The sequence below is a fragment of the Enterococcus sp. AZ095b genome (genome assembly GCF_051714725.1).
GTDB lineage: Bacteria > Bacillota > Bacilli > Lactobacillales > Enterococcaceae > Enterococcus_B > Enterococcus_B pernyi.
In genome coordinates, this window is record NZ_JBIOSL010000001.1 from 2,242,673 (window position 1) to 2,265,294 (window position 22,622).

At 39.5% G+C, this 22,622-nt stretch carries 17 protein-coding genes and 2 other annotated features; of the genes, 1 reads left to right on the forward strand and 16 read right to left on the reverse strand.

Annotation, left to right across the window (positions count from 1 at the left end; translation table 11 throughout):
• Positions 1-240: 240 nt before the first annotated feature.
• Together IGJ99_RS10735 and IGJ99_RS10740 are read right to left on the reverse strand one after the other, a co-directional pair.
• Positions 241-1,341 carry a glycerate kinase family protein gene (locus IGJ99_RS10735; protein WP_010734733.1) on the reverse strand — a complete coding sequence of 367 codons (1,101 nt, stop codon included), beginning with the start codon at positions 1,339-1,341 and terminating at the stop codon, positions 241-243.
• Between the two features lie 59 nt (positions 1,342-1,400).
• The gene (locus IGJ99_RS10740) at positions 1,401-2,291 is read right to left on the reverse strand and encodes a hypothetical protein (protein ID WP_010734732.1); all 891 of its coding nucleotides are present in this window, start codon (positions 2,289-2,291) and stop codon (positions 1,401-1,403) included.
• Positions 2,292-2,586: 295 nt separating this feature from the next.
• On the opposite strand from IGJ99_RS10740, the gene IGJ99_RS10745 reads away from it, so the two are divergent.
• Positions 2,587-3,951, forward strand: a complete 1,365-nt coding sequence (locus IGJ99_RS10745; protein WP_010734731.1) for an amino acid permease — start codon at positions 2,587-2,589, stop codon at positions 3,949-3,951.
• A gap of 280 nt (positions 3,952-4,231) precedes the next feature.
• Here IGJ99_RS10745 and nhaC read toward each other — a convergent pair whose 3' ends face one another.
• The 14 genes from nhaC to IGJ99_RS10815 form a co-directional block, all read right to left on the reverse strand.
• Entirely contained in the window at positions 4,232-5,644 is a 1,413-nt protein-coding gene (nhaC, locus tag IGJ99_RS10750; protein WP_169058938.1) for a Na+/H+ antiporter NhaC, read from the reverse strand.
• Positions 5,645-6,053: 409 nt separating this feature from the next.
• Complete coding sequence (locus IGJ99_RS10755; protein ID WP_010734729.1) at positions 6,054-7,259, reverse strand: M20 family metallopeptidase; 1,206 nt, start codon at positions 7,257-7,259, stop codon at positions 6,054-6,056.
• 23 nt (positions 7,260-7,282) lie between these two features.
• The gene (locus tag IGJ99_RS10760; RefSeq protein WP_153830179.1) at positions 7,283-8,122 is read right to left on the reverse strand and encodes a MetQ/NlpA family ABC transporter substrate-binding protein; all 840 of its coding nucleotides are present in this window, start codon (positions 8,120-8,122) and stop codon (positions 7,283-7,285) included.
• A 15-nt stretch (positions 8,123-8,137) separates the two neighbouring features.
• Entirely contained in the window at positions 8,138-8,818 is a 681-nt protein-coding gene (locus IGJ99_RS10765) for a methionine ABC transporter permease (RefSeq protein ID WP_023520129.1), read from the reverse strand.
• 1 nt (position 8,819) lies between these two features.
• Positions 8,820-9,893, reverse strand: coding sequence for a methionine ABC transporter ATP-binding protein (locus tag IGJ99_RS10770; RefSeq protein WP_010734726.1), 1,074 nt, complete (start codon positions 9,891-9,893; stop codon positions 8,820-8,822).
• 63 nt (positions 9,894-9,956) lie between these two features.
• Positions 9,957-10,196 (reverse strand) — a binding site (T-box leader).
• Positions 10,197-10,233: 37 nt separating this feature from the next.
• Positions 10,234-10,468, reverse strand: a binding site (T-box leader).
• 123 nt (positions 10,469-10,591) lie between these two features.
• The gene (locus tag IGJ99_RS10775; protein ID WP_010734725.1) at positions 10,592-11,266 is read right to left on the reverse strand and encodes an HAD family hydrolase; all 675 of its coding nucleotides are present in this window, start codon (positions 11,264-11,266) and stop codon (positions 10,592-10,594) included.
• Positions 11,267-11,380: 114 nt separating this feature from the next.
• Positions 11,381-12,853 (reverse strand): helix-turn-helix domain-containing protein, encoded by a 1,473-nt coding sequence (locus tag IGJ99_RS10780; RefSeq protein WP_010734724.1) that lies wholly within the window; start codon positions 12,851-12,853, stop codon positions 11,381-11,383.
• Entirely contained in the window at positions 12,831-13,394 is a 564-nt protein-coding gene (locus IGJ99_RS10785) for a hypothetical protein (RefSeq protein ID WP_104776705.1), read from the reverse strand. Before IGJ99_RS10785 ends, IGJ99_RS10780 begins: the two co-directional genes overlap by 23 nt.
• A 121-nt stretch (positions 13,395-13,515) precedes the next feature.
• Positions 13,516-14,607, reverse strand: coding sequence for a DUF916 and DUF3324 domain-containing protein (locus IGJ99_RS10790; RefSeq protein WP_438770823.1), 1,092 nt, complete (start codon positions 14,605-14,607; stop codon positions 13,516-13,518).
• Between the two features lie 155 nt (positions 14,608-14,762).
• The gene (locus tag IGJ99_RS10795; protein WP_010734721.1) at positions 14,763-15,500 is read right to left on the reverse strand and encodes a WxL domain-containing protein; all 738 of its coding nucleotides are present in this window, start codon (positions 15,498-15,500) and stop codon (positions 14,763-14,765) included.
• Positions 15,501-15,517: 17 nt separating this feature from the next.
• Positions 15,518-16,306, reverse strand: coding sequence for a WxL domain-containing protein (locus IGJ99_RS10800; protein WP_438748468.1), 789 nt, complete (start codon positions 16,304-16,306; stop codon positions 15,518-15,520).
• 38 nt (positions 16,307-16,344) lie between these two features.
• Positions 16,345-17,070: a WxL domain-containing protein gene (locus IGJ99_RS10805; protein WP_077151925.1), complete on the reverse strand. Its 726-nt coding sequence runs from the start codon at positions 17,068-17,070 to the stop codon at positions 16,345-16,347.
• A complete protein-coding gene (locus IGJ99_RS10810; protein WP_349521434.1) occupies positions 17,067-17,450 on the reverse strand; it encodes an LPXTG cell wall anchor domain-containing protein in 384 nt (127 codons plus the stop codon). Before IGJ99_RS10810 ends, IGJ99_RS10805 begins: the two co-directional genes overlap by 4 nt.
• Before the next feature lie 31 nt (positions 17,451-17,481).
• Complete coding sequence (locus IGJ99_RS10815; RefSeq protein WP_438770824.1) at positions 17,482-22,326, reverse strand: hypothetical protein; 4,845 nt, start codon at positions 22,324-22,326, stop codon at positions 17,482-17,484.
• Positions 22,327-22,622: the final 296 nt, after the last annotated feature.

The following is a 22,622-nucleotide window of genomic DNA, read 5'->3' on the forward strand; positions in this document are numbered from 1 at the left end:
TCGTTATAAAAAAGACCAGTCCTATTTTCAGAACTGGTCAAAGAAGATGAGTACAAAAAGAGACCCACTCATTGAAAACAGCCAATTCTGAAAATCTGCATACTATCCCCTTGAACGAACAAGGTATAGTTAAAATGCAGCTTCAACAAATTGACTTACTTTTTCAATGCGCGGATCCCTCACTTTGTCTTTATTTGCCACTAGGTTACCATAGGTGTTTTAAGACTGTCAACCAATAAATTATTGAAACAAGCCACTGATTGCCTGTGAAAGCAGTCTGACGTTCTCTAGTGTTTCTTGATGATCCAATGCCTTATCAAGAGAAGTTGGGCCAGTTTGGATACTAAATACACTAGGAAGGATCGTCGTTAATTCACCTAAATCTTTTTCCCGACTCCCACAGAACGCTACAACTTTTTTGTTGTGTTTTTTTGCCAAAGAAGCTACACCATAAGGCACTTTCCCATGAATTGTCTGTTGATCGATCCGTCCTTCTCCTGTAATCACGATATCGGCTGATTTGATTTTATCTTCTAAGTCTACTAACTCAGAGACAGTCATAAAACCTGCTTTCATCGTAGCCCCGACAATGGCTAGAGCGCCTCCGATTCCACCCGCTGCGCCACTGCCAGCGAGTTTATTCAAATCAATTGCTGTGCTTTCTTTGATTTGTTCAACGATCTTTTCTGCTTGGGCTTCCAAATATGCTAGAGTTTCTGGTGAACCACCTTTTTGTTTCCCAAATAGTTGAGTCGCACCCTGTTTGCCAGTGTAAGGACTCGTAACGTCCGCTGCGATCGTTAATCGTTGCTCGATTCGCTCTAATTGAGAGACGTCGATTGTCTCGATGGATAACAAAGGATTCCCTTCTGTAACGCCATTTAGTTTCGCCCCTAATGACTGCAATAAACCCAAGCCTCCATCAGAACAACCGCTACCACCTAATGTTACGATAACTTCGTCTACTTGCTGATCCAAAGCATCTTTGATCAACTCTCCTAAACCAAAACTTGAAGCTAACCGGATCGTTTGATCTGTCGGTTCGGTCAACAAGTCCAATCCAATGACTTCCGTCGATTCAATGATGGCTAACTTACGGTTCTTTTTTTGTGTCAGTAAATAACGACATGCTTTTTCCCGAAAGAGCAAATCTGGACAAAAAAGTGTTCGCCATTCCCCACCTAAAGTAGCGTAAATCACTTCAGCAGTTCCTTCGCCACCATCTGCGATAGGTTGATTGACTGTTTGTTCCGCCTCCCCCCAGCCTTGCAATGCTGCTTGGTTGAGTTCAATAGACGATGCGCTACCTTTAAACGAATCGATTGCTGCAAGTAATTTCATTCTGAGACTCCTTTTTCTGCGATGATTGAACAACGTGTTTTTCTTTAACTATATCATATCTAACGTGCTTCAATACCGCTATATTCATAGATAGAAAATACTTCAGGATCATAATCGATAAACCGCTGTGACCAATTTTCTACATCAAAAAATTCGATGATCTCACGATCGACGGTTTGATAAGGGCTATCTAAGAAGGCAGGAAGTTCATCCAAATTCCTTTCTTCCAACAAGAAAATATTTTGTGGATTGTAGAAACGATACCCGGAAATCGCTTTGTTATCAGTGACTAATTTTTTTTGGAAGAAAATAGATTCAAATGTTCGTAAAGTCACACCACTTTGACCTTCTCGCAACAATTCCAAAATACCGGTCGAACCATTCGTCTTTTGTAAATATTCTGTATAGGTCAGATACCCTTCTTGATCATTTCCACGACTTGGTAAAATATAAAAGTTTGTTGAAATACCTAACTGTTCAAATGCGGCTTGATAATCATCTGCTCGTTGTTTTCTGCCGTTATCAGTTGCTCCAAAGAACAGATCAGTCGTGACTTCAGCTTTTGGTAATTCCATCTCTTTTGAATAAAAAGAACTATTGTGTTTAATCCCTAACTCTTTTGCTTCTAAAATATCAAAATGGTAAATGTCATCAATTGCTGGTTCTGCTTCTGCTTTCTTCAATAATTGAAGGTGTTCTTCTTTAAAATGGTTCCAAAAGAAGAGGATGATCTTCGCATTTGTGTACGGTCGAATACGAGAAGCAAATGCCACATCAAATCCATAATCTAAAAAAATAATTAGTTTATATTGATCGAGTTGCTGTTGGAACGATGACATAAAGAAATCATCCATCAAATCTTTTGCTGAGATGACGTCCATTGTTTGTACGTATGGGAAAAAATATAACGCCTTATTTTTCGCTATAAGCAATCGTTCGTGTTGGCTCATAGTTATCAACTCCTTATTTTTACTTACTCAAAACAATCCTATTAATTATGGGTTTCCTCTTATAATAGCCCTGCATGAAAGGAAAAAGCGAATGAAACGCTTTCGTTTCAAGTTATTTTTTATAGAAATATAACAATAATTATCAAAACAGATAAGAGTTCTATGATTGTTTCATTAAAAATTACAAAAAAGTTTTCAGAATAGTTGTAATTGTCAGACAATTTGTTATTATAGAGAATATTATTTTATAACCTATTTGTTTTTTCATTCATGTTTTTAGAAAAGAGGGTTTTTGATGGAAAGTACAGAACAAACAAAATTAAAAAAACAGCTAAGCTCCAGACACATCACGATGCTTGCTTTGGGTGGTGCAATTGGTGCTGGTTTATTCAAAGGAAGTGGTGAAGCCATTGGGATCGCTGGTCCTGCGGTCTTGCTTGCTTTTTTGATCGGTGGTGGTATTTTATTTATTGTTATGAGTGGTCTGGGTAAGTTAGTTTTAGACGGTGGGGATACACAACATGGATTATCTGGCTTGATTCGCCCTTATTTAGGTAATCATTCTGCGGATTTCGTCGACTGGGTCTATTATTCCATGTGGATGATCAATATCATCGCTGAGGCTGTAGCAGCAGCTTCCTTCTTACAATTATGGTTTCCGCATGTTCCTGCATGGTGTTTCATCTTACTTTTAGCTATTTTAACGACTCTGATCAATCTTTATTCTGTCCGCTTGTTTGCTGAAACCGAATATTGGTTGGCTTTTGCGAAGATCAGTGTCATTATCTTGATGATTCTTTTCGGGTTATATCTCGTCGGACAACAAATGTTAGGAACTGGAATTTTTCCTACATTAAGTCAATTGACTGATCACGGTGGCTTTACTCCCCATGGATTAAAAGGGGTCGTTAGTTCATTACTTGTCGTTATCTATTCATATGGTGGGTCAGAATTGATTGCAATTACTGTCAGTGAAGCGGACGATCCTAAAAAAGCCATACCAAAAGCGATAAAAGGGGTCATGGGCCGAATTGTTTCCTTCTATATTATTCCGCTTTTCTTATTGCTGATTCTTTTCCCTTGGAATACTTTAGCTGGTTCTGCGGTTAGCCCGTTCGTCTTGGTGTTTGAACAGATGAATATCCCTTTTGCTAGTGATATCGTGAACTTCGTCATTGTCTTGGCACTCTTTTCATCGATCAATTCTGGCGTTTATGCTTCTTCTCGTCTCTTGTTTTTCCGTTTGAAAGACAAAAAAGGCACCGCCAAGAAACTGGCAAAGTTGAACAAACATTATGTGCCACAACGTGCTGTATTATTTTGTACCAGCGTGCTATATCTAGGGGTCATCCTTTCCTATTTCGTAGGTGACAAACTTTTCGGTTACTTAGCCGGTTCTCTTTCTTATACGGTACTCGTGATTTGGCTAATGATCAGCGCTGCCGCTTTTCGTTTAGCATTGAAGAAAGGCACTTGGCAAGCCAAAAGTTTTAATTTATTTGCTTTGATCGCGTTAAGCTTGATCTTGATTGGGATACTCATGACAAATTCAATTGGTGTAACGGTCTTGACAGCTTTATTATATGCGGTGATTTTCTTTAGCTATCAAAAGAAAAAAGATGTCTTTACGATAAAAAATGAGCCTTTTTCTTCGATATGATTGATGGTAAAGATAGATAACTAAAACTTCTCCATGAACCAGCTAGAAAATACGAGATCACTTGATGGATCTTTGAGCTTTCTAGCTGGTTTTTATTAATCTTTTTAGAGAACTTTGAGCCTGAATGAACCATTCGTCCAAAAAGATCCCCCTCGTTTTTTTGCAACGACACTTGAACAGATGTTGTTTCACTTCATCGATACGTTCACTTGATAAGTCAATCCATTGATTATCCAAAAAAAAATAGCCCCCCGCTGATTGGGTGACTATTTTTTTGAGTTTATATCGTTTCCTTCACAACGTTCAATTGTTCCTGCTTTTCATTATTTTTTGCAATACCTAAACCAGTAATGGCACTGACCATTGAAAAGACGGGAGAAAGCAAACTGAAAAATACGAATGGTAAGTAGGTCATCGTTGGTATTCCAAACGTGCTGGCAACAAAACTACCGGCAATCCCCCAAGGAATAAGGTAATTGATGACTGTCCCTCCATCTTCTAAGGTACGACTCAAAACAGTTGGATCAAGTCCTGCTTTTTTGTATGTTTCTTTGAACGCATTTCCTGGTAAGATCACAGATAAGAACTGTTCACCGATAAACAGATTGACACCAATACTTGTCATTAGTGTCGTAAAAATCAGTTTAGGTATCGTCGTCATTTTCTTCGATACCACTTCCATAACTGTAGAGATCAACTCAAATTCGATCAATAAACCGCCTAATGAAAGCGTCAGAATAATCAAGGAAACTGTAGGCATCATACTTTCGATCCCACCGCGGCTAAGTAACGCATCGATTTGCGTGTTTCCTGTTTCAGATAGAAAACCAGATTCGAGGACTGTCGCTAGTCCTGAGAAGGAAGTGCTTGGATCTTGGATAAAAATCATTCCAACTGCTACGGCAATATTCAACAGGATCGTTAAGATCGCTGGAACTTTTTTCCAAGCACAAACCAACATCAAGAATAAAGGGATTAGAGACCAGATCGAAATCGTAAAGTTGTTTTCTAAAATAGTTGTTACATTTTGGATTTCTGTCAAGCTGGCACCTTTATCTGTATGTCCTAAAAATGCAAACAAAATCAAAGAAACAATAAATGCCGGAAGTGTTGACCACATCATATGTTTGATATGTTTAAATAGATCCGCATCAACAATGGCTGCTGCCAGATTTGTCGATTCAGATAATGGCGACATCTTATCTCCAAAAACTGCCCCAGAAACAATAGCACCGACAACTAATGCGGGGTTCAATCCCAACGTTGTGCCGATACCGAAAAAGGCGATACCGATGGTTGACATGACAGTAAAGGCACTACCGACTGCACTGCCGACAATGGCACACACAACAAAAACTGAAGGCACAAACCATGGGACACTAATGATGTTAAAGCCATAGACCATCAACGTTGGAATGATGCCAGCTTGGATCCAGACCGCAATCAATGCGCCGACTAAAATAAAGATAAAGATCGGGATGATCCCCGGTTTGAGACCGTTGATGATTCCTTCATGTAATCGATCGGTTGGCTGTTTCTTCACTACTGCGTAGACCATGACCATACCAATAGCAATCAAAATCGCGATATTCGGTGAAATCTTAAAGCCAACTACTCCGGCTGCTATCGTTGCAACGATAATTATTAATACACTCACTGCTTCTATAAAACTAGGTTTTTTTATTTTTTCCATATCCATTCTCCCTTTTTAAGTTTGTTACGTCTTAAAAAAGCTTCGATATCGAATGACTCCGCCACAATTCATCTGCGTTTCCTCCCTAAAAAAAAGACAAAAAGATCTGTTTTCAACTAAGGACGAATTTCTCCGCGGTACCACCTTAATTAAAAACAGATCTGTTTTTCACTTTGATTTGAATGATTTAATTGTTAAAACTTTTCCTGTAATTCATAGAATTGGCTTGGTCGGTTCGCAGCAACCACCGACTTTCTGAACAAAACACCAAAACTACTACTGGGTGAAAAGTGAACTTTCATGAAGTTTACCTGCATCTGTCCAATTTGTCAATCTAAATGTATTTTTTCTGAAAACAAATGTTTTGATTCATAACGATCTAGTCCTTTCACCCATCCATCATTTTCCGTTATTTTTTTGCAAGGATTGCTTGATGCTCCTGCTTTATTTTATCTAGAAGTTCTGGCTTTCCAAATAGATCTAATGCAGTATTTGCCAATAGTTCAGCAGCAATGGCAATCGAAGCTAGTCCTTTTTCACTACGAGCAGCTGCTTTAAATTCTTCCGAATGACCGGCGATATATTCATCAGCAATCGAGACGGTTGGTTGGATCGTCGGAATCACATGGCTCACGTTACCAACGTCAGAAGAACCTAGACTTGTTTGTTCTTTTGTTTCGATTTCTTCATCAGGTACACCTGCTGCATTCGCATGACTGAAGAACAGCGCATCAAATGAAGGCGTCACGATCACATCATCGACAGAATTTTGGAACAATCCAAATTCATAACTTGTTCCCGTACTCAAAGCCGCCCCTTTCACGATATTTTCGACTTTTTGATACACCTCATTCAATGTCTGACGATTTTTTGCTCGTAAGTAGAATCGACCTGCTGCGTATTCGGGAATCACATTCGCAGCGACTCCCCCATCCGTGATGATCCCATGGATATTGACGTCTTTTGGCAGTTGCAGGCGCAACGCATTGATTCCATTAAACACTTGAATCAACGCTTCTAAGGCATTCACTCCTTTATCTGGTGCGGCAGCTGCATGGGAAGCAACACCATGGAACTTGATGTCCACCGGGTCATTCGCTAATGATTCTGTCGTTTTGCCGTAACGATATGCGGGATGGACACAAAGTGCCGCATCCACATCTTCAAAGAAGCCTTCCCGTACAAAACTTCCTTTAGCTGATCCGTTTTCGCCTCCCTCTTCTCCAGGTGTGCCATATACCCGAATCTCTCCACCAATCTCAGCAATTCGTTCGCGCAATACACTGGCAGCTAAGACAGAATACGTACCAAACAAGTTGTGTCCACAAGCATGACCGATTCCTGGTAAAGCGTCAAATTCTGCTAAAAAAGCAATCGTTGGTCCTGGTTTTCCTGAAGCGTAACGAGCATCAAATCCTGTTCGATGACCAGCAACATCTTTTGTGACAGAAAATCCTTCTTTTTCTAATTGTTTGATCAAAGCATCTGAGGAATAAAACTCATAATTACTTACCTCAGGATGGTCATGGATATCTAGTGCTAATGCTTGATATTCAGCTAATCGTTGCTGGATTGCTTCCTTAAAAGAATGTGTTGTTAAAGTAGATGTTGTCATATTGGCTTCCTCCAGTTTGCTTTTTATTTTTCACCAAATGTTTCCCAGGCAGGTACGCTTGATCCTTTTGATGTTTCTTCGATCACTTTTGCTGTTTCTTCCGTTTGATAGGTGTCAACGATCTTTTGATAGATTTCGTTATTTTCATCTTCTTTTCTTGCTACAATGATGTTGACATATGGTCTGGCACTGTCATCGACAGGTTCTAAAAAGATAGCATCACTCGTTGGGTTCAATCCTGCATCGACTGCCACACCACTGTTAATCACTGAAAGATCCACGTCATTCAATGCACGAGCTGTTTGTGAGGCATCCAGTTCAGAGATGTCTAGGTTTTTTGTATTTTCAGTGATATCTGAAGTAGTCGGCGTTTGGCCTTTCGCTGGATCAACTTTGATCAAACCAGCTGTTTGTAGCAATAGCAACGCCCGTCCGCCATTTGTGACGTCGTTTGGAATAGCTACTTTTGCGCCATCCTTGATATCATCAATGGATTGGATCGTATTGGAATAGATCCCTAAAGGTGCATTCACTGTGTTGCCGATCGAGACTAGATCCGTTCCGTGTTCCGTATTGTAATTGTCTAAAAAGAATTGATGTTGAAAAGCATTGAGATCGATCGAGCCATCTGCTAATGCAGCATTCGGTTGATTATAGTCGGTAAATTTCACGTATTCTAAGTCAATATCTTCTTTTGCTAAACGTGCCTTGACATCATCCCAAACGTCAGTGTCCTCTCCAATAATCCCAAGTTTTACTGTCGTTTGTTTTTTTGTGTCTGTTTCGGCATTGCCTTGGCTACAGCCAGCCAACCAAATAAGTGCAACAAAAGCAAGTACTGTATAACGAATGAGTTTTTTCATGATGATTCCTCCAGTTTAATGTGATATTTTTTTGATCAATAAATTGCTGATCCATTGACTTAAGAAAACAAGGATCAAGATCAACAAAGTGGCGACGATAGTCACGTCTGTTTGAAAACGATTATACCCACGAGAAATAGCTAGGTTTCCTAATCCTCCTGCCCCAACTGCTCCTGCCATAGCAGTCAAGCCAATGACATTGATGATCGTCAATGCAGAGACACGAATGATCCCTGGCAAGCCTTCGATCAAATAGACTCTAAAAACGATCCCTATTGGACTGGTTCCCATAGATTCGGCTGCTTCAATCACTCCAGGATCTACTTCTAACAACGCATTTTCCACTTGTCGAGCGAAAAATGGCACAACACCAAAGATCAAAGGGACTAAAGCAGCTTTCGCGCCGATCGTAGTACCGACTAAAAAGCGAGTCGTCAATGCCAGTAAAGAAAGTAAAATGATAAAGGGAATCGAGCGGACAACATTGATGACCTTGTCTAGCACCTCATAAAGCAAGCGATTTTCAAGCAATCCTTGGGGCCGTGTCACAACCAATACGATCCCAAAACCAAGACCGATCGCACCTCCGATCAACGCGGTCCAAAAAGACATATACAACGTTTGTTTCGTCGCTTCAATAAATTCATCGGGTATCAAATAGACATTAGGTAAATAGGTTTCTAAGAAATGGGTCATATCAGCGTCCTCCTTGAATCACTTTCATTTCCTTACTTGCGCCATTTTTTTGTAAAATCGTTGCTTGTACACCGGATTCAATAAGATAAGCCAAGGCTTTTTCTCGTTGATGGATCTCTCCTGATAAAGTAACGATCAATCGTCCTAATGGGGTTTCTTGTAATAGTTCTACATTGCCGTATAAAATATTCGCACTGACTTGGTATTTGCTATAAAGTTGTGCGATCAACGGTTCATTCGTTTGTGTGCCCACATAACTCAATTCCACTAACCATTTATTGGTCAACTGATCTGCAAAAGCACGATGCGAGCGAATCGTTTCTAATGCTTGGTCAACGTGGGTGGCTGTTCGGATAAACTCTTGCGTCAAAACTTCTTTTGGTGCACTGAAAATCTGAACGCTACTTCCCTGTTCGATCACTTCCCCGTTTTCCATCACAGCTACTTTGTTGCAGATTTCTTTAACGACTTGCATCTCATGTGTGATCAAAACGATTGTCAATCCTAATTGCTGATTCAGTTTTTTCAATAAAGCTAAAATCTGATGGGTCGTTTTTGGATCTAAGGCACTCGTTGCCTCATCACAAAGTAATACTTGCGGATCACTGGCTAATGCACGAGCGATAGCAACTCTTTGCTTTTGTCCTCCTGAAAGTTGTTTTGGATACGCAGTAGCTTTTTCTTCTAACCCGACTAATGTTAAAAGCTCATTAACTTTTTGACGACGCTCCTGTTTCGATTTTTTCGTATATTTCAACGAGAAATCGACGTTGTCAAAAATCGTGCGACTTTCCATTAGGTGAAAATGTTGAAAAATCATCCCGATCGATTTTCGTTCTTTTCGTAATTCTTTCGGGGATAGTTTTCCTAGCTCTGTTCCATTGATGATGACTTTGCCACTTGTTGGTTTTTGTAACAGGTTCATGACACGAACCAGCGTACTTTTCCCAGCACCTGAATAACCTACGATTCCGTAAACATCCCCTTTAGCAATCGAAAGATCCACCTGTTTCACTGCCTGGATCGTCTTTTCTTTTTGTTGGAAAGAAACATTTATTGCTTGTAATTCAATCATTTTTACTCCTCCTTCGGTTTGACGATAAAAAAAGGCATCCTCAAGAAAATGACTCATCACTTTCTTGAGGACGCCTTTTTGCGTGTTACCACCTCATGTTCAAGTTACACTTACATGTAACTCCTCTTCGAGTACAATCATACTCTAGCAAGCTAACGGTTGCGACCGTCACCGTCTCACAATTTTGCTCGGGGTGAATTGCTCAATAGCCATTTTCCAAACATGCCGCCTTGCTTCTTCTCAGCTACCGAAGCTCTCTGTTAAAGGTTTTTGTATTTGTACTTACTATTTCAACGCAAAAAATATAAAAAAAATCCTTTTATCAGCATAAATCTACTGATAAAAGGACGACGTATCGTGGTACCACCTTTATTCGGAAGTTTCCTTCCCTCGATCCAACATCTCTTGACGAGAGATTGGTTGTCCGTTTTAACGGTCAGACATTTCCGAACTTGCCTACTTATCGACAAGTTATTCTCCAAGGCCATTTTTCAACTTTTCTTACTTGACTCTTTCCACCAACCAGAGCCTCTCTTTGAAGTTTCCAAGTTTACTTTCCTTATCAACGAATCCATATTTTGTTGTTGAGAACACTTTATCTAAGTGAAAACAAAAAGTCAAGCAAGAAATTTAAAAAAATATGCACTCAGTCGATTGATCAATAAAAAAATCGTTGGTGGCACTGGATTTCCAGCCGTTTATTTTTTTCCTTTTTGTTTTTCTAACATCTCCAACACGATCAAAAGATCGGTACCTTCTGCTAAGATCGATAAATCTGCTTTTTCTCTTTCGGTATAAGCCCGATCAAAGCTTGAATCTGGAATCAAAACAACACCCATTCCTGCTCGTGATGCGGCGGTCGCACCAACCAAAGAATCTTCCACTGCAAAGGCTTCTGACGCTGTCAATCCCGACCGCTCTAGCGCAGTTAGATAAGGAATTGGTGAAGGTTTATTTTCAGACACTTCATCCCCAAAGGTATATGTATGAAAATAAGGCTTCAAAGAAAATTGATCCAAAATATTGTTTGCTCGTTTTGTTACCGTCGTCGTTGCGAGACCAAGAATGAGTTTTTGGTCATTCAATTCTTTCAATACTTCTTTTGCATGAGGTTTTAATTGGATAGCGCCACTATGCAGTTGTTGATAAAAATATTCTTCTCGTTTTTCGCGAACCTTTTGTACCATTTCCGGTGTTCCCGCCATTTTGATCAACAAATCATAGCTTTGTTTCCAATTTTTTCCACCCCATGTATCAACGATTTCTTGAGGTATTTCGATATCAAATTGCTTGAATCCCCATAGCCAACCGTCACGATAAGTTCTTTCTGTATCAACTAATAGTCCATCTAAGTCAAATATTGCACCCTTCATATCCACTGATCCTTTCAAAAAAACAATATCTGTAGTGTATCATGTTTTTTCATTCAAACCAATGGGATCTCAAGCATTTTTGTTATGAGTAATAATTACACTCACCCTCCGTACTCAATTATTCGGATTCATTTTAGTTATTTTATTTCTACGAATCTTTAATAATTGATTCGTAAAATTAGCCCAATCGACTGCCCTTGGAGGAACTAACCAAATGATTTGGAACAAGTCTCCAAAAGAACAGATTTCTTTATCTGTCAAAAGTAGATCTGTTTCATCATCTGCCTTCGTTTGGTAGATGATATTCAAGTCAGAGATTTTCTGGATATTATTTTTGATCAACGCATTAAATTGTGGTCCAAAGGAAAAATCAATGCAAATACGGAGCGGTTTCAATTGTTGATCGATGGGTAATATATCCATCATCACTAACACATAATGAAAAAATAAAAATTCTTTTGCGAGCCAAATTTGCTTGTTCTTTTTTTGTTTTTTGATGTAATCTCTGCAAAACAAAAAATATTCTGGATACATTTCATAAAAATAAGTGACATCCAGGTTGTTATTGTCATCAATATTTTCTTCTTTGAAATATTTGATCTTCAAATGCAAGACCGTCAGCTGTCTTCTGATTTCTTTTAGCTGATTCTCTGAGAGAATAAATGCTTGTCCAAGTTCTTCAAGAAATAAGTCATTCAAGGCAAGTATTTCCTTTAGTGTCACTCCCTCAATAAGTTCCGGCTCATTGATTGCGCCTTCGACAACAAGATAAGCAAAAATCTGTTGCGCTTCGCTATATAGCTCTTTTTCCGTATCGATCTTTGCCTCTTTTTCAAGCCAAGAAAATATGCTTCGAAAGAAATCATTAGTTTCTAACATTTTTTTATTGAATGTCAATTGACTTTTTTTATTCTCGGACATTCGCCAACCTTGCTTTATTCGAATCAAGCTGACTGAAAGAAAATGTTGGAGTTTTGTTTCACTAAAACCTGTAAAAGAAGCAGCGAATTTCGGTTCAAGCAACCGAATCAATTCTTCCACTGGTTTCGTGATCTCTGTTGGATAAACCGAATAAGCCCGTCCGTATAATTTGGTGAAATAAAACGTCACCAATCCACGTACAGAGCCTTCTTCCCCACTTAGTAAGAATTTTTTTGTGACTGTAAGTTCTTTGTCTGCTAATCTCGTACGCATGTCTTTCAGCTTTTGGTAGACGAGGGGATGACTGATATAATTCTTGATCGCATAGTCATTGACAGATTCGAACGTTTCAAAAAATATTTCTTGTAACATCAAAAAACCAAAGGAATGGCGGACATACATTTCACCTAAAATTGTCGAATTCCCTCGACCACTCTCAATCAGTCGGACGTTATTTCCTTCGAAAAACAGTTGAAATTCATCCGTTAGCCCATAGTCCACAAAATCATGTGACAATTCTTCCATTGACTTATTCAGCAAAAAATAAGAGATATCCAATTCTTCCAGCACTTTTTCATGATTTTCAATTAAAAGTGGCTTTGTTTCCAAATAACGTAGCAACTCTAACTTTCGTTGCGCTGGCTTATCTAAAAATAGTTTGAACATTTTGATTTCCTCTACCTTCTGGTTTTTCTCCATAGAGTATCGTACCTGAAAATAAGTAGCTCATTGCTGCCATCTGACTATTATCTGAACTAGCAGAACCAGAACCACTCGACTGTGGCAACATCACTTGGCTATGAGAGTGATCATCAGAAAAAAATTGATCATCTAAGGTTATTTTACGTGATGTACTAGCAATCTGGCTAATTATATCGCCCTGGTTATCTAATAATTTTGTTTTGTTTGGTCGCTTTTTTTTTGGAATTGAAGAATCTTGATACGGTAATTCGGCTGGTGGTTGTTCTTCAACTTTCTGCTTTTCGTTATTTATAATTGCAGTATCTTGTGATTGTTCGGTGTGTTCAACCTCTGCTTCTTTCTCATCCGTTACAGGACGTTGGGGAGTAACTGGTTGAATTTGGATTTCTTCTGTTGGATTCAACGGATCATAAATGATCGTTTCTGCATATATATAGTTGGAAGATTCAAAATAGACTGCCGCGAACAAAAGTGTTCCTAATATGGCGATTTTTTGTCTTTTCACTTTTCTCCCCCTTTTTTTATTAGACATTTTAAGTAAGTGAAACCATACGTTTCCAAGCAAAAATTGTCTGACTGATCTTATTTATTTGATCAGTCAGACGTTTTTTTATCAGGGATTGATATTATTTATTTTCAGATTCGTCTTCATCTTTTTGTTTTTTTCTTTTCCAAAAAATAAATAGAAGTAAAAGAATCAATAATAATAGGATACCGAATAATAGATAGATCCAAGTATTGTCTTGTTCGATCGTCACATCTTTTTCGTTTAATTCCCTAGCAACTTCGCCTTTGATTTCAAAGTCTTTTTCAAATTCCCATTTATATTTATAGGTTTCCTCAGAGCCATTAGAAGTTTTGACTTTGTATTCTCCATCTTCAGCTTTTTCGCCGTAAGCAGTCATCTTCATCGTATACTTCCCTGCTTCCAACTTTTCACCATTTAAAGAAATGGGGTAAGCAAAGTGAGAATTTGGCGCCATTTGCATACTTTCGGCTTGGCTTTCGTACAGCACTTCAGCTGATCCTTTTTTCGTGATCGTTGTTGCTACATTCAATTGATTCAAGTAAACCGCTTGAGGGTTTTGCAAATGTATATTGATCACATTTCTCGCATTGACTTGTGCGGGTTCCACTTTCGTTGCTTTGAGATCAGGCTTAATCGCTGTCATATTTTGACGGATCAATAATGCAACTACGTAAGAGTACTCATTTTTGATGGCTAATCCTTTATCTTCGGAAGAAGAGTCCTGAGTGTCATCCGTTTTTTCTTTAAAAGTGATCCCGCCTGCCATGACACCATCAAATTTTTCTGCTGGCATCGTGACTGTGATTGGCACTGTCACTTCCGAATGTTTTGGTAACGTCACTTCTGGCTCTGCTTTCGCATAATCTTTTAAATTGTAAACCAAACTATTATCGGGTTCAATTTTATTTTCACCATACTCCACCACACCATTCAAATTAGTTGTTGCACTGTTGATCGTGGTTTCGATCGTGATGTCGTTGTCTGTGTCATTGCGTAATTGGACTTCGATTGTTTGTTGTTTGTCAGGTTCCATCAATAGATCGAAATATGTTTTTTCTTTATCGATTTGATTTTCAGGAATCACTGGGGTAACCGCAAAATTAAATTCTGATGCAAAAGTTGATTGGACTGGAACCATACTTAGCATGGCAACAATGAGGCTGACAATAAGGATAAATCTTTTTTTCATAATATTTTTAACTCCCTGATAAATTAGATGTTGGCGAGGCTATGACAGAAGCGTTCTATCCCTTCAAAGGTAACTAATATCACTGCGTTGCACCAATTTTTTTGAGGTCAAGACAAAAAGTTCTTTCATTTTTGCCTTGACCAGATTGTATTCGATTAGTTTCCTGGCGCATCTGTTAACGTCCAAGTGAACGTTGTTTGATAAGCTTTTGCGTATTTTGTCGTTGAACCTGGTACTTCTAGTGCAATACTATTTTTCGCGGTATCCACTGAATTTCCCCAATCCATCAAATACGTTCCAGCACCTTCACCATTTTTCGCACTCATCACTAATGATTCACTACCACTTGGATCTAAGCTGAAAGTTGCAACGCCTGTTGGTTTTGCTGATTGTGAACCAGTCACGACATTACCATTTGATAATGTGATTTTTGCACCTGTCAATTCTTGGTCTTCCGCTGTTTTGAATTGTGCATTTTGTTTTACTTTCAATGTCCAACCTGTTTCAGTTCCGCGGTTGTCAGATACTTGAACAAAGTTTGGTCCTTCTTTTTCAACATCACTTGCATCTTTATATTTTTGTGCTGCAGCATAGTATGTTTGCGTTTTAGACGTGATTTTTTGTTCACCGAAGACTAGACTTGAAGCAAAGTCGATCGACAATGGTCCATTTGTACCTGGATTTGGCTTACCATCAGGATTTGTTGGATCAACTGGCGTCACTGGTTGTTCTGGATCAAGTGGATCAACTGGATCAGTCGTCTCTGTATTTGGCACATAATTGATGACACCATTTGAAGTATACTCTCCACCATCAGCTGCTGCTACGCTAACTGTGCTAAATACTCCGCCTAATAACATTGTTGATAATAAGATCATTGGTGATTTTTTCATTTTTATTTTCTCCATTCTTAATTTCCTGGTGTATCAGATAGATTCCAAGTTAATGTTGTTGAGTACGTGACTGCATCTTTCGGCGTTTTACCCGGGATGGTCAATGAAACACTTTTTGTAACCATTGAGGATACGTCTTTATTTTTTGGGTCTTTCATTGTGATTGTCTCCACTTTATCCCCCCACGCTTCGATCCACGTGCCAGAACCTGCATCTTGTCCTGCACTTAGAACAATCGATTCTGCACCGTTTGGATCTAAGGCGATTTCAGTGGTCGCAGTCGGTGCAGCCACACCCTCTGCATTTGATTTGACTACCGGATCTTGCAATTCGATTACCGCGCCAGTCAACGTGTTGTTTAATGTGTCATCGTTCTTAAATTGACCGTTTTGACATACTTTCAATGTCCAACCAGCATTATTTCCTCGGTGATCAGACACTTGGACATAATCTGGTGTGACTAGATCCGAAAATGTGCCATCGTCATTTACATAAGTCTGTGCTTTGGCATAATAGGTTTCTGTTTTATTCGATATCTTATTCATGCCGAAATCAAAACTTGAAGCAAAGTCGATCGATAGTGGTCCTTTTGTACCTGGTTCTGGGTCGGTTCCATCTGGATTAGTTGGATGAACCGGTTTGTCTGGATCAGGGTCGATTGGATTGACTGGATCGGTTGGTTCCGTATCAGGTATAAAATTGACCGTACCGTTACTTGTATACTTTGCTTGATCGACTGCTTGGACGGTAACCGTAACTCCTGTCAAAAGACTAATGATCATTAAACCACTTACTGTTTTTTTCATACGATCCCCCAAAGTGATTCATTTTCTGCCTTTTTCTTTTATGGTGCTGGAGTAGATTTAAGGCTCCATGTCAATGTGGTGCTATACTCTTTCGCTAATTTGACCGTTTTACCTGGTACGTTAAGTTTTACAGCAGTTTCGCCTTGTGTGGCATCCGTACCAAATTTGTAGATCCAAGTTCCCATGCCTTTACCCGCGTCAGCAGTCATCAAGACTGATTCGCTTCCAGGAGTCAATGTGTTTTGTGTTACTAGATCTGGTTTGTATTGATCATCCATGATCGATGCACTTGCACCGTTACTTAAGGATAGTACTGCACCAGATAACTCTTCATCAGCAGCAGTTTTGAATTGACTGTCTTGCTTGACAGATAAGCTCCATCCTTCTTGTGTTCCACGTTTGTCTGTTACTTGGACGTAGTTTGGTCCGTCTGTTCCATCTTTGAATGTTTGGATCTGTGCATAGTAGTCTTTTGTGACAGTAGTGATTTTTTGTTTCCCAAATTGGAAGCTTGAAGCAAAATCAATTGATAATGGTCCGTTCGTCCCTGGATTTGGTCCATTTGGATCAGTTGGATCTACTGGTTCTACCGGACTTGTTGGATCAGTTGGATCAACCGGGTTTGTTGGATCGGTATCTGCTTCAAATGCGATCACTCCATTTGTCTCATAGCTTGCAGTTTCATCCGCAGCAAATACTGTGCTTGTTCCTACTAGTGTACTAAATAAAATAATTCCAGCTGTTAACAACGTTGTCTTTTTCATTTTTCTCTTCTTCTCCTTTTTATAACAATAATTATCAATACGATCAAAAGAAGGAAACTTCCAATAATCGTAAATTGTTTACTTCTGTATTCTCCAGTTTTTGGTAACTGTTTGCTATCCCCTTGTATCGCCTCTTGCTGTTCCACAGTTGCTCCATTTTTTTCAGAGGACGTTTGATCCTCTTGAGTAGAGCTGGGGGAAGTTGGCTCACCCACCCCTTCTTTGGAACTGCTACTTCCTGCTTCAGGATATTCATAGGTGCCATAAAATCCTGTAACACCCTCACTTTTGAACGATTGCTCTTCATCGGCTAGACCAATTGGCGTTTGAGTAAAAAGAAGTCCTAACAACACAAGGATCTTCCACCTTTTTTTCTTCATCTTTCCCACCTATTCTCTATCGTCGTGTTTTCTATGGGTTACCAGGTGCTGCAACCAATGACCATGATAATGTTCCTTGATAACTTCCGACTTTTTGTTTTTCCGGAGGAACAGTTAACTTGATTCCTTTGTTGTTCGTTTGTCCCCACTCTTGATTGACAAGATATTCACCATTTGTCGTCAGTGTCTTCTCTTCCACGATCACTGCATTGGGGCCGAGTACGGTATTCTTTGTACCGTCTGTAAATGAAAGTGTATTAGAAAGTTGGGTTGTCCCCGAAGTCAAAGGTTGTTTTTCAGTGACTGTCAATTGCCAACTATCCCGTTCAGAACCTCTTGTATCTTTCACGATCAAATCACCTTCGATCAATGGCCAATACGTTTGAGTCGTTGTCTTAACTTTTTGTGTCTCGAAATTCATCGTATTTGGTACTTCTTTAAGCTCTAATGTCCCTGTAATTGCTACATTGATTGTTTTTTCAGTTGTTATTCCATTTAGTTGATAGCTATACGTCGTTGAAACATTTTTTAAAACTTCCGCTTCTGTCGCATTCTTGATTGCTGAAAACGTTGCGTCTGTCAACGTTGGTACTTGATTCGCACTGCCATCGGCTAAGATCACTTGTGCCAGTGTTCGTTGATTCAACTCTTGTTGAGACGTCAACCCATTGGCATCAGATAAACTCATCCGAACATCTTTTGCATAGACTGCAAAACTGCGATCCGTCGAAATCGTTGCTTCATTTTTTACAACAATCAAGTTTGCTTGTTGTTCCTTTTCATTCCCTGTCGTACCGACTTTGTAATCAATGACATGTTTTCTGGAAACTTCATCTGCAGCTAGTGGTTGCTTGATCTCGTCCATCACATCAGCGGTGATCGAATCCGTAAAGAATGGACGTCCCTTCGCCTCCATCAATGTTAAAATCGATTGTTTATCGACTAAATCTTGTGCTTCTTTTTCAGAAATGATCACATTTTTAGCAGAAAGCTCAGCTGCATTCGAATACTTCACTTTGACTTCATAACTGTATTCGCTATCTGGCGATTGCCAATCGATCGTTGAAGAATCCTTTTGTTCAGCAATCGTTGTCGGGGTATCTCCTTTTTTTGAACTGATGATTTCTGCTTGGTACAACCATGAACCAGTTGTTTGTGTTTCTGGTTCAAAGCTTAATTTTGGTGTGATACCTTTTCCTGATGGAATCACCAAGCGTCCTTTTTGAACTTTTGTACCTGCAGTTTCTGTTCCCCATGCATTCAGGACTAATGGCGCATTTCCTTCTTTCACTTCACTGACGTCATGAAAAATACTTCCTTTGCCTTGAGCGATCCCAGGATTTTCTACTTCATAATCGATAACTGAACCAGGTATGGCGATACCATAACCACTACCGGATTTTGAGACATCGTTATCTCCGATGAAGCTTTTCCCAGTTGCTTTTTCAGTTCCTCTGAAATTCAAAGGTGTTAGCTTTGTTGCATTGGCAATCGTTGGATTGATTGTCAAAACTTGATAGGCTTTATTTGCACCGAACCATGTACCGGTACTATCTACTTGCGTTGCTGAATCTCCAGTAGTTGACTTGATCCAGACTAATTCATCTTTTGCAGGATCAGGAAACTCGACATCTGAAATATTGACTTTTCCTGTTCCAGGAATCGTTTCTAAAGTGGCTTCATCCTCTATAGTTAACTTAGCTGCTGAAATTAAGTTACTAGAAGTTGAAACGCCGATCCCAGCATTTTTTGACAGATGGATGTCCCCAAATGAATGATAGGTTGTTGCATGATTGGCAGCAGTCGCAGATAAACCATTTTTGATATTTCCGCCATTTGCCATTAATTTCAATCCGTTTGTTACATTTAATTCGGTGAAATTGACGATGCCTAGTCCAGTAAGATTGATTAGATCAGTTTGATAGTTGTTTGTACCATCGACAGTCTCACCAAAATTGAACACGACTTTGTTTGTACTAGCACTAGCGATCGTATTCGTAAAGTTATCACTCGCTGAACCACCGGATAAACCGTTGATGCTGACCGCTCCTTGAACATTAGCAGTAACATTACGCAAAATTTTCCCACTGCTGATATTGGAATACTGTGTAGCATACAGATTACCAATACTAGAACCCTCCGCTTGGATATTCATCTGGATCGAGCCATTTTTGGTGTACGCAGCATTACTACCACCATCCCCATAAATGCTCGCACCATTTAATGAATCCACACCTGGTTTGGTAAAGATATTCAACGTAATCGTATTGTCTGCAGATGTCCCCAAATTCGTGTTTTGTCCATATGGTCGTCCACCTGTGATATACGTATTACCTGGCAACTTGAATTCACCGTCATAGTTTCGTAAATCGATGAGTAAACTAGCATTTCCAAGTAGTGACCCATAGTTTGTGATACCACCAGAAAAGCCATTAGAACCAGTTCGTGGAGTACCAGAGAAGTTCCCACCATAGATGCGATTATCTGAATTTCCAGTGACAGTATGTCCACCACTTGCGCCATAGGATGCACCCATTGAAGCATTAATGACGCCTTCATAAACGGTCACTCCTACGTTTCCGACAATTTTTTTGTCATCCCATCCGCCACCAGATAAGAACCAGTCTACTTGACCATCATTGACGATGGTTTGTCCGTTACCATACACACGTGTACCTGCATAGCCTGTACCTTCTAACGTATCAGCGATTCCACCATTTAATATGTTTGAGCTATTTCCTTCAATAACCCCTGAATAAGAACCACCATAAGTCCATCGCGCTACAGTATTATTTAATACTGTTTGTGTATCTCCTTTAATATAGATGTCCCATGTATCATTTGAAGCAGGATAACCACCTCCACCTACAACGTCCCAACCAGAAGCTTCCCCACGATTTTTCTTCGTGGTCGAATAGGCTAAATCGGTTGGCATTGATCCGGAATAGGCAAAGCCAGCTCCGCCGATTGAACCATCTGCATTAGCCGTTCCAACTTCAATCGTTGTGTTACCTTCGATGTAGCCACCGCGACCTGCTGCTGTTGTCCAAATTGCACCATTATTGAATGAACCACTGACTAATTTTGAGGTGATGTTACCGAAGACTTTGAACTCTGCTGCAGCTTTGGCTAAATCCGCTCTTTGTTGTGGTGTATACGCATCATAGGTTGTTTCATTTGATGCCCCAATCCCACTTTTATTGAATTTAACCACGTTATTGCCGGCGCCCCCATTGAAGTCATTGATTCCACCGGCAGATGGGGTTCCTGCTTTGACCGTATTCGTGATATTCCCAGTGACCGTACCGGTATAACGATTGCCGCCTTCAAATTCTGCCCGTCCAGCACTGTATAAACTACTATCCAAATTTGTTTCGATTCCGTCAGTTGAACGATTGGTTCCGATATTTCCTCGAGAGGACCCACCGATGAATCGTTCCCCTGCGCCGTACCAACGACCATAACCTGAAATGTTATTGGTTACTTTTCCACCAATATTCCCGTAGATGACACCACCATAAAAGGTACTTAATTGAAACCCTGTTGCACTATTTGTAATCCCGATAGTTGTAGATACAGTGCCCGTAACATTTGCTGTATTGGTCGCACTGGTTCCATTTCCACCACCGTACAAATTCGTGATTCGTCCACCCGCATTATTGATAATCGTAGAGACGTTTCCATCAACGGTACCAATATTAGCTCCTCCTGCTAATGTATTGATTCCCCCATTATTCGTATTGTTGATAACGATACTCGTATTCCCTTTCAGCGTGCCGCCATTTTGATTACCACCAAAGATATTCCATGTATAAGAACCTGTCGTATTGATGGTGATTACCGGATTCCCTACGACATCTCCTGAATTGGTTCCACCATAGATTGAAATACCATTACCGTTTGCTCCCCCATTCAAATTCAAGCTGTGTCCATTCATATAGAAGTAAGAGCCGGTATAGCTAATATTTCGTAAAGTAATCGTTGAACCAAAGTAAGCATTCGCAGTAAAAGCAAGTGTTTTTGCACCAGATGGTACCGTTAAATCTTGTGTGATTGGATCATCTGAATGGCCAGTGATCACTAGTTTATTTACTTTATCTTTTAATGAGGCAAACGTAGCATTAGTTGCATCGACCGTACTTGGAATATTGTTAGCGACTGTTGCAGCTGTTAATGTGACGTTTGATCCAATATACATGACGTAATCTTGCATATTGCCCGCATGATACAAATCATTTAATGCCGCTTTTACTCCGGCATCTGATGCAGCATATGTCTGGTAAGCTTGCGTGCTATCTGTGGGATTTGGTACAACAAGTACTTTCGTCTTATCCGCGGTAGCAATCGTATCTTTGATCGAAGCATCTGTACTTCTCAAAGAGCGGAACGCCTGTTGTTTAAATACTGCTTTTAATTGTAGATCCTTCGTCACTGTTAATTGGCTGATTTCTTCATTCGTATAGAGTTTGTCTTCAACTTCCCAACCGTTCAATTGTTGATCATCCGCAAAGCTCGGGATATCATTACTTGCTAATTTTTCGTTTTCCTTCACTGTCAGTTCTTTAACTTCCGCTCCTGATTCGAATAAATGAGTGCTATCTGTCATAAAAGTTAAAGTAAAGTGTTTTTCTTCAGTCGTCGATTCTTGTGTCTGCGCCTCTGACTGTTTCACCTCCTCTTTTACTGATTCTGTTGTCTGTGTGACTGTCTCTTCACTTTGCATGGTTTGATCAATCGACTCTTCTGTTTGAGTTGTGGGTGATAGAGTGACTGAGTCATTTTCAGCATCCACTGCCTGCACGACGGTTGACAATGGAGAAGTTATTCCTGAAAAAAGAAGCATTGCGGCAACACACATAACAATATTTTTTTTCATCTTATCTTCCCTTCTGCTTCATACAACAAAATTAACTTATTGATAATTATTATTGCTTGCTTGATTCTTTTTGTATTGTATAATGTTAAATCCAGTTATTTTTAAAAAAAATTTCTTTATTACTGAAAAACGATTAATTTTTTTCAGAGCATATTATTTGACTTTAAAAAATAACAAGCGATTTCAAAAAAATCAATTGAAAGTAAAAAAGCTGTTATATCAACGTTAATCATGTGTCGCTAATTCGCTTTATCACCCATTTTCTGCTTATTTAATTTTCTACCATGAAAAACGAA

Coding starts and splice junctions, on each gene's coding strand:
- IGJ99_RS10745 (WP_010734731.1), top strand. CDS start 2,587: ATGGAAAGTACAGAACAAACAAAATTAAAAAAACAGCTAAGCTCCAGA.
- IGJ99_RS10755 (WP_010734729.1), bottom strand. CDS start 7,259: ATGACAACATCTACTTTAACAACACATTCTTTTAAGGAAGCAATCCAG.
- IGJ99_RS10795 (WP_010734721.1), bottom strand. CDS start 15,500: ATGAAAAAATCACCAATGATCTTATTATCAACAATGTTATTAGGCGGA.
- IGJ99_RS10790 (WP_438770823.1), bottom strand. CDS start 14,607: ATGAAAAAAAGATTTATCCTTATTGTCAGCCTCATTGTTGCCATGCTA.
- IGJ99_RS10740 (WP_010734732.1), bottom strand. CDS start 2,291: ATGAGCCAACACGAACGATTGCTTATAGCGAAAAATAAGGCGTTATAT.
- IGJ99_RS10765 (WP_023520129.1), bottom strand. CDS start 8,818: ATGACCCATTTCTTAGAAACCTATTTACCTAATGTCTATTTGATACCC.
- IGJ99_RS10815 (WP_438770824.1), bottom strand. CDS start 22,326: ATGAAAAAAAATATTGTTATGTGTGTTGCCGCAATGCTTCTTTTTTCA.
- IGJ99_RS10775 (WP_010734725.1), bottom strand. CDS start 11,266: ATGAAGGGTGCAATATTTGACTTAGATGGACTATTAGTTGATACAGAA.
- IGJ99_RS10735 (WP_010734733.1), bottom strand. CDS start 1,341: ATGAAATTACTTGCAGCAATCGATTCGTTTAAAGGTAGCGCATCGTCT.
- IGJ99_RS10800 (WP_438748468.1), bottom strand. CDS start 16,306: ATGAAAAAAACAGTAAGTGGTTTAATGATCATTAGTCTTTTGACAGGA.
- IGJ99_RS10760 (WP_153830179.1), bottom strand. CDS start 8,122: ATGAAAAAACTCATTCGTTATACAGTACTTGCTTTTGTTGCACTTATT.
- nhaC (WP_169058938.1), bottom strand. CDS start 5,644: ATGGAAAAAATAAAAAAACCTAGTTTTATAGAAGCAGTGAGTGTATTA.
- IGJ99_RS10780 (WP_010734724.1), bottom strand. CDS start 12,853: ATGTTCAAACTATTTTTAGATAAGCCAGCGCAACGAAAGTTAGAGTTG.
- IGJ99_RS10810 (WP_349521434.1), bottom strand. CDS start 17,450: ATGAAGAAAAAAAGGTGGAAGATCCTTGTGTTGTTAGGACTTCTTTTT.
- IGJ99_RS10805 (WP_077151925.1), bottom strand. CDS start 17,070: ATGAAAAAGACAACGTTGTTAACAGCTGGAATTATTTTATTTAGTACA.
- IGJ99_RS10770 (WP_010734726.1), bottom strand. CDS start 9,893: ATGATTGAATTACAAGCAATAAATGTTTCTTTCCAACAAAAAGAAAAG.